The sequence below is a fragment of the Nonomuraea composti genome (genome assembly GCF_012034275.1).
GTDB classification, from domain to species: domain Bacteria; phylum Actinomycetota; class Actinomycetes; order Streptosporangiales; family Streptosporangiaceae; genus Nonomuraea; species Nonomuraea composti.
Genome location: NZ_JAATEP010000118.1, coordinates 1 through 7,196, shown reverse-complemented (window position 1 = coordinate 7,196; position 7,196 = coordinate 1). Strand labels below are relative to the sequence as shown.

The window sequence follows — 7,196 nt, the reverse complement described above, 5'->3', positions numbered from 1 at the left end:
ACACTGGAGCACCATCTGCCACGCACCGCTCTACAACTACGGCGCCTCACCCCGCAGAGCGCGATCCGCTCCCCGCTGGCGGGCGGCCGCTGGCCCGTCATCGTCCAATCGTCACCCAGGCGGACGTCTCCGCCGACCTCAGCACGGCCGAGGTGACTGTCGAGCCCGGCCCGCTTGGCGCAGGCGGCCCGCCACCTCGGGGATCCACCGGGACGACCTCGCCGGGCCCGTGAACCTCGCGGCGCCCGAGCCCTTGCCGCAGCGCGCGTTCATGCGCGCGCTGCGTGTCGCGTGGGGCATGCCGGTGGGCCTGCCCGCGACGAGGTGGATGGCCGAGCTGGGCGCGTTGGCGCTGCGCTCGGACACCGAACTGCTGCTCAAGAGCCGACGAGTCGTCCCCGGCCGGCTGCTCGACTCGGGCTTCGCCTTCGACCATCCCCGATGGGAGGAGGCCGCCCGCGACCTGGTCCGCCGGGCACGCGGCGCGACACCCGCGTGAGGACCGCCTCGCCCGCCGGGCACGGGGCGCGACACCCGCGTGAGGACCGCCTCGCCCGAGCGGCGGCGCGGACCGGGCAGCCGGGTGGGCGTCAGCGGCCGTAGACCACCCGGGGCGGCCGGCCGCCGTAGAGCCGGCTGACGATGACGAACCGGTAGCCGCGTTTCGCCAGCCCCTTCAGCACGCGCGGCATGGCGTCCACGGTCGTCGGGTGGATGTCGTGGAACAGGACGACGCTGCCCGGACGGACCGACTTGAGCGCCTTGCGGGCGACCTTCCTGCTGTCGCGGTGCCGCCAGTCGAGGGTGAGCGCCACGCATTGGACGCGCCGGCAGTCGGCCTCCGCCTCTGCTGACGAGCCCGCCCCCGTGCCGGCCCCCGCCGCGCTCCCGGTGGCCGCCGCCGCGCCCCCGGCGGCCTGAGCCGTCGCGGGGGCGGCCCCGGCCGTTCCGGTCGTGGCACGGGCCGGGGCCCTCGTGGTGGCGAGCCTGGCCGTCCCGGTCGCCGCCGCGATCAGCACGGCCATGGCCACGGCCCGCCCCACCCCCGTGTCGTGCCGGCCCAGCCGGGCCCGCACGGCTTCACGCCGCTGTTCATCGACCCCCCTCGACGCGCCGCCCCCGGCGCGTCCCCCCTGAGTGACGGTCCAGGCCATTCCGCCCAGGACCGTGCCAAAAGGTTGGGCTACCGTCCCGGGTGCCTGGTTCGCGGGAGAGGGCGTTCCGGATGAATCAGCCGAGCAGCTCCGAGACGGTGACGAAGCGGTAGCCCTCGCCGCGCACGGCGGCGATCAGGTCCTTCAGCGCCGCCCGGGTGCGGGCCCCGCCTCCGTACCAGGGGTGCAGCAGGACGATCGAGCCGGGCCTGACCTGGTCGCGCACCTCGGCGGCGATCTGTTCGGGCGACGGGGTGCGGCCGGAGTCCGGCTCGACGTCCCACATGACGGTGTGGCGGTTGTGGGCGGACAGGTAGAGGGGGAGGACGAGCAGCTTCTTGCCGGTCGGCGGGCGGAAGAGGATGTCGCCGCGCTGCCCGGCCGCGCGGATGAGGGCGTCGGTGCGCTCCACCTCGTCGGCGACCGTGCCGGGGGTGACGAAGACCATGCGCCGGTGCGAGTAGGTGTGGTTGGCGAGCTGGTGCCCGGCCGCCACAAGCGCGCGGCCGTCCTGGGGCCTGGCCTCCAGCATGGAGCCGACGACGAAGAAGGTCGCGCGGACGCGCTCCTCCGCGAGGAGGTCGATGATCTCCTGGGTGTGCTCGTCCGGCCCGTCGTCGAAGGTGAGGGCCACCACCTTCTCGCGGGTCTCCACGCGGGCCGTGAGCTGCCCGGCGATCTGGTACGTGCGCGCGTTCATCAGCCGGTACGCGCCCAGCCCGGCCAGCAGCAGGACCGCCAGCGCGGCGGCGGCCAGCACGAGCCGCCGTCGCCCGCGCCCCTTCAGGTGGATGATCACGGTCGTCCATCCAACCACGGCGGCGCGGGCGAGGGTGGCCGATCGCGGACAAGCGGGTCACGCTTGACAGGCGTGCGGCGCTGGTCTTCTCCCGACCCATCGGGGGTCGGAAGGGGAGCTGTGGTATGTCCGCGATCCGTCGGTACGTCCTTGCCCTGGTCGTCGTCGCCGCGCTCGTCACCGTCCCCGGCGCGCCCGCGCTCGCCCGGGGCCCCGCGCCGGGCGGGCCTGGCGCGGCCTCGCACTTCGGGATGGCGCGCAAGGACTGCGTGGGCACCTCGGCGGGGCGCGCGTCCAAGGTCTGGTACATGGTCGCGGGCGGCCTCCTGTCGGACGTGTACGAGCCCACCATCGACAACACCAACGTCGAGACCATGCAGTTCGTCGTCACCGACGGCAGGACGTTCACCGAGCTGCAGTCCCGCGACACCACCTACCGGGTGGCGACCGACGCCTCGGGTATGATCTGCACGATCACCTCCACCAGCCGGCGGGGTCGCTACCGCCTGACCACCACCTACGTCACCGACCCCGACCGGAACGCCGTGGTCGTGCGCACCCGCCTGCGGCCCGCCGGCCTGCGGCTGTACGCGCGCCTCGACGCGAGCGTCAACGGCAACGGCGGCGGGGCGGGCCCCAACGGGGGCGCCGACAGCGGCGCGGTGGACGCCGGGACGGGAGCCCCGGTCGTCTGGGACGACAACACCGAGACCTCCGCCCCGGCCCGCGACTACGCCGTCCCCACCCATCTGGCGCTGCGGGCGGAGCGGCGGCTGCCGCAGGCGAGCGTCGGCTACGCCGGCACGCCCGGTGACGGATCTCACACCACCGAAGAGATCATCCAGACCACGCAGGGCGGTTACCGGCTCGTGCTCGAACCCGACCATATCGACGCCCACCTGTTCGTCCGCCTGGTCAAACGCGCTCGCACCGCCCAGGCGCAAGGAGGCGGGGCCGCAGCGGACGCCCTGTTCCGCGCAGCCCTGCAATTATGGCGAGGCGAGCCGCCAACCGTTCGACCGTCATGACGGGCAGCGCCTACGAGCCATCGTCGGGGCCGCCGCCGGATCTCCGTGCCGGTCCATCCCCGCCACTTCTCAGCGAGCGCAGGCCCGGCTCCCGCATGGACGTCAGCGTGCGCCAGGAGCTGGCGGCGCATCCGCCCAGAATGGTCACCCCGGCCAGCGTTTGCGCCGAGCTCGGCGTGCGCCAGTCCATGGACGGCGTCGGGTCCAGCGCCGACAACGCCGCCGCGGAGTCCTGCAATGCCACCCCGAAACGCGAGACGCTTCAAGGCGCCCAGCACTGGTCCTCGGCACGCGAGGCCCGCCTGGCCGTCTTCAGATGGATCGCCCGCTACAACACCCGCAGAAGGCACTCCGCCCTCGGCTACCTGAGCCCGATCGACTACGAGCAGCAGACCGTCGATAGAGTGCTGCTCGCCGCATGACAGCCGGTGCCCACGCTTCGGGGCCAGCCCCCTCCAGATGCTCGAGTGCCTTCGCGCCGGGACCACATCGTGCTCGGCATGCTGGGTCTGCTCGCCTACGCGCCTGGCAGACGTCCAAGCGGCTGGCCAGCCAGTTCGCTTGACAACCTCAGATAACGATGGTGGTCATCGGGTAACGGCCTTCAGGTTCACCACGGTGTACTCCTTACCGCCACCACGCGTCTTGACGGCGCAACCGGTGGTATGGCCGCACTCTTCGTGAGACTTCTCGTCGGCGTCCCAGTAGATGGTGGCGGAAGGCGCGGAGGATGACGCGCCCACCGCCATGTTGCCGGACAGCACGCCGCCCGACCGTCTGCCGATTCCGGCGAACACGCCGCTCTCCAGGTCGTACACCACGGCGATCGGCACCCCGATCTTGTTGCGATCCGGGTCATACACCCTGAACACCGCGTATCGGTCACCCAGCAGCGAGCGCATGTGGTTCAGGCGCAGCCCCTGAGGCAGGCTCTCGCGCTCCGACCCGTCGATGCGCTGCCTGATCACGTGCCCGTCCAGGGCGCCGACGCACCACTGCGCATGACACTGCATCGCCTGCACACCTTCGGGCAGCGAGACATCGAATGACTGGCCGGTCTCCAGGTTGACGAGACGATTCTGGTTCGCGTCCGGGCGCTCGCCGGCCCGGCCTGCGGCCCACGGCCAGGCCGTCAGGTGGAGCCCGTCAGTGCCGGGCAGCCGCTCGGGGGCACCACCGCTCAGCGGCATGCGGTAGATGCCGCCTTCCCGCACCGACCACACGACGAAGCCGTCGGTGACGGCGATCTTCTCGACGTCGGCGTCGACCTCGCCGACGCGCCGGGCTGTGCCGCCCTGTCTGGGCATGATCCAGAAATCCGCCCAGTCGTCGGAGTCCTGGGGCGTTTCTCCGAACCATGCGATGTACTCAGAACCCACCGCGAACAGCTGGGGGTAGTACTTTTTCTGGGGACTGGGGATGGAACCGAGCACGCGGCTCCTCCCCGAGGTCGAGTCGAACATCTCGAGCCGCCCGGCTTTCTCGAACCGGGAATTCGCGACCAGCAGCACCTCGGTGGCGCTCAGGCCGGTCACCGGGTACACCTTCCAACCTTCCGAGTTCTTCATCGGGACCTTGAGCACCGCTTGTGGCCACAACTCGGCGACCGGCTTCGTCTCGGGCACGAACGCTTCGGAAACGGACGGAGAAGGGCTGACCGCCACGGCGGGTTCAGGTTCCTTCCGGTCCTTGCCGGACAGGACTGCCGTCACGCTACCCGCGATCGCCACCACTGCCACCGCCGCGAGCAAAACCTGCACCCGGTGCCTGGTACGCCTGGCGCGCCGTCGCTTGGCCACGCCCTCCGAGAGATCGCAACGATTCACCTGATCGGCGGCTGCGCGCAGGGTCTGGATCAGATCCTGTTCGTCTCTCATCGTGCCTCCTGAAAAGCATGCTTGATCCGGAGCTTGTCCAAGGCGCGGGCGGCCTGGCTGCGTACGGTCCCTCGGGAGACACCGAGGATCTCGGCGATCTCCTGGTCCGGCAGGTCCTCGTAGTAGCGAAGAACGATGACAGCTCGCTGCCTGCGGGGCAGTTCCTGAAGAGCGGCCCACAGGGCGGCGTCGCTGTACTGGTCGAGTCCGCCATGATCAGGGACGGCGGCGACCAGGTCCTCACGATGACGGCGACGCCACGATTTGACGTGCAGCCTGACCATGATCGTGCGCACGTACCCCTCGGGGTCGTTCTTCTGGCGCACACGGAACCAGGCATCACCCAGTCGGGCCAGCGCCTCCTGCACGAGATCGGCCGCGTCCTCGGAGTTCCCGGCAAGCACGTAGCCGTAGCGAAGGAGCGCGTCTCCCCGTGCCTGGATGAACTCGTCGAAATCTTCCACGAACCCAAGGATCAAAAAGTGCGCCTACCTGTTGCACGAGATCAGCATCTGCTTCGCACCGTCACGTCTAGGAGGCGCGACGGTGCGACCGCGCCGTAACCGTCGCGAAGTGCGGCCGACTCGTCTTCCACGTCTTCGCCGCCCTTGCTGAGTTCGTCCGCGAGCTGATCCGGCACGCCCGCGCCTTGCGCTCACCCAGCCCGACGCCACCGTGTCCTCGATCACCCGGCTGCTGAACGTTAGCCGCTCCACGACTACAAGCGTGTCCGAACTCGCTACGGGCCGCCCTGCCGTCGAACAATCAGCAGCACGTGGACTGTAAGAACAACGGCTCTGGCCCGCGTTGGCCGCCTGCGACGACCTCGACGGCCTCAAGGACGGATTGATCGACGACCCGCGCCTGTGTCACTTCGCCCCCGCGACGCTCGAGTGCGCCGCCGGGCAGGACGCAGCGACCTGCCTGTCCCCGGCCGAGGCCGGGGTGGTCCGGCGCCTGCACGACGGCGCGGTCACCGCGGACGGCAACCGTCTCGAACCCGCCATCGCCCACGAGTGGGGCTCCGAGCTCGGCTGGACCCTGTTCGTCCCGGCTGCCCAGGGCACCCGCGTGATGAGTGAGAACTTCGTGACGTCCTTCGCCCGCTACCTCGGCTACACCAACGTGGTGCAGCCGGACTGGCAACTACCGGACCTGAAGCTCACCACCGAGTCGTTCTGGTCCAGCTACCTGGCCGCCATGGACCCCGACCTGTCCCGCTTCCAGCGCTCCGGCGGCAAGCTCCTGCTCTGGCACGGCTGGAACGACGAGCACATCTCGCCACAGGGCACCCTCGCCTACTACGACGCGATGAACAGGACCATGGGCAAGGGCCGGGTCGACGGTTTCACCCGGCTCTACCTCTTCCCGGGCGTCGCGCACTGCGGCGGCGGTGAGGGTCCGGACACCTTCGACATCCTCACCCCGGTGATGGCCTGGGTGGAGAGCGGCCGCTCCCCCGGCGAGATCATCGCATCCAACGCCACCCGGACCCGTCCCGTCTTCCCCTACCCGGCGCTCGCCCGCTACGACGGCTCGGGCAGCATCGACGACGCCGCCAACTTCGTCCCCTTCACCCCGCGCCGCCCAGTGAAGGATGACTACCACTGGCTCGGCGAGCGCCTGTACTCCCACGGCTACCAGACGTGGGCGACAACGGAGGGAGCCCAGCTGAAGCTCAGCCCGGCCCGCACCTGGCTGACTCGCAAAGCCTCCGCGACGTCCTGACCGTACGCGAAACGAGCAGCGCCGCAGATCCTGCAGCGCGCGCCGATCGGCGCAAAAGCGATGTACCGGCATCCTCGGTTTTCAGACAGCACCCCAAGTGGCCGGCCTACCCTCGACGAGGCCGATCAAGCGGCGATCGAGTTCTGCGCGTACGTCCGGCTGATCGCTGGCGCGGACGTAGGGGCAGCCAGGGAGCGTAGCTCGCGGGCCATGCGCAGAGTGGTGGCGGCGGGGTCGCGCTCGAGAATGGGGTCCACACCGTAGCGGCGGCAGAAACTGATCCAGTCGCTACGGAGGCGGCCGAAACGGTGATGTTTTATGATCGAGGGGACGAGGTCGTGGTGCAGACCGATGGCGTCGGTACGGCTGAGATCCAGGCGGACGGCTAGGGCGATCAGCGTGTCGGCCTCGATGGCCGAGATGTGATGGTCCAGCAGCACCTGGTCGAGCAGGGCGAAGTACGGGTCGGCCTGGACGGTGTCGGCCGCGCGTGGCATCAGGTCCAGCAGCCGGGCCCGGAAGTGACTCTCGCGTTCGGCCGACACACCACGCCGTACCGGAGTGGCGGTGCTGCCCGGCCGAACGGAAAAACACACGCCCGGAATCCCAC

8 protein-coding genes and 1 pseudogene are annotated in these 7,196 nt (G+C 70.3%); 4 read left to right on the top strand and 5 right to left on the bottom strand.

Features of this window, described 5'->3' with window-relative positions:
* Positions 1-271 precede the first annotated feature (271 nt).
* A complete protein-coding gene (locus HCN51_RS57265) occupies positions 272-499 on the top strand; it encodes a DUF1731 domain-containing protein (RefSeq protein WP_240974298.1) in 228 nt (75 codons plus the stop codon).
* Positions 500-590: 91 nt separating this feature from the next.
* On the opposite strand, the gene HCN51_RS58715 is transcribed toward HCN51_RS57265, so the two are convergent.
* Complete coding sequence (locus HCN51_RS58715; protein WP_206069106.1) at positions 591-1,076, bottom strand: polysaccharide deacetylase family protein; 486 nt, start codon at positions 1,074-1,076, stop codon at positions 591-593.
* A gap of 154 nt (positions 1,077-1,230) precedes the next feature.
* The gene (locus HCN51_RS57255) at positions 1,231-1,953 is read right to left on the bottom strand and encodes a polysaccharide deacetylase family protein (RefSeq protein ID WP_346434191.1); all 723 of its coding nucleotides are present in this window, start codon (positions 1,951-1,953) and stop codon (positions 1,231-1,233) included.
* A 125-nt stretch (positions 1,954-2,078) separates the two neighbouring features.
* On the opposite strand from HCN51_RS57255, the gene HCN51_RS60965 reads away from it, so the two are divergent.
* Complete coding sequence (locus tag HCN51_RS60965) at positions 2,079-2,981, top strand: BTAD domain-containing putative transcriptional regulator (RefSeq protein WP_168022159.1); 903 nt, start codon at positions 2,079-2,081, stop codon at positions 2,979-2,981.
* A 152-nt stretch (positions 2,982-3,133) separates the two neighbouring features.
* Positions 3,134-3,403: pseudogene (locus HCN51_RS57245) on the top strand (integrase core domain-containing protein); the annotation flags it as partial.
* A gap of 165 nt (positions 3,404-3,568) precedes the next feature.
* Here the strand turns inward: HCN51_RS57245 and HCN51_RS57240 are convergent.
* On the bottom strand, positions 3,569-4,858 hold the full coding sequence (locus HCN51_RS57240) for a TolB-like translocation protein (RefSeq protein WP_168022157.1): 1,290 nt from the start codon (positions 4,856-4,858) through the stop codon (positions 3,569-3,571).
* A complete protein-coding gene (locus tag HCN51_RS57235) occupies positions 4,855-5,322 on the bottom strand; it encodes a SigE family RNA polymerase sigma factor (protein WP_168022156.1) in 468 nt (155 codons plus the stop codon). The genes HCN51_RS57240 and HCN51_RS57235 overlap by 4 nt, the downstream gene beginning before the upstream one ends.
* A 343-nt stretch (positions 5,323-5,665) precedes the next feature.
* Between HCN51_RS57235 and HCN51_RS57230 the strand changes: the two genes are divergently transcribed.
* Positions 5,666-6,586 carry a tannase/feruloyl esterase family alpha/beta hydrolase gene (locus HCN51_RS57230; RefSeq protein WP_168022155.1) on the top strand — a complete coding sequence of 307 codons (921 nt, stop codon included), beginning with the start codon at positions 5,666-5,668 and terminating at the stop codon, positions 6,584-6,586.
* Positions 6,587-6,711: 125 nt separating this feature from the next.
* Here HCN51_RS57230 and HCN51_RS57225 read toward each other — a convergent pair.
* Positions 6,712-7,196, bottom strand: a 485-nt coding sequence (locus HCN51_RS57225) for a hypothetical protein (RefSeq protein ID WP_206069104.1), incomplete at its 5' end; no start/stop codon positions are given.

Coding starts and splice junctions, on each gene's coding strand:
- HCN51_RS57265 (WP_240974298.1), top strand. CDS start 272: ATGCGCGCGCTGCGTGTCGCGTGGGGCATGCCGGTGGGCCTGCCCGCG.
- HCN51_RS60965 (WP_168022159.1), top strand. CDS start 2,079: ATGTCCGCGATCCGTCGGTACGTCCTTGCCCTGGTCGTCGTCGCCGCG.
- HCN51_RS57240 (WP_168022157.1), bottom strand. CDS start 4,858: ATGAGAGACGAACAGGATCTGATCCAGACCCTGCGCGCAGCCGCCGAT.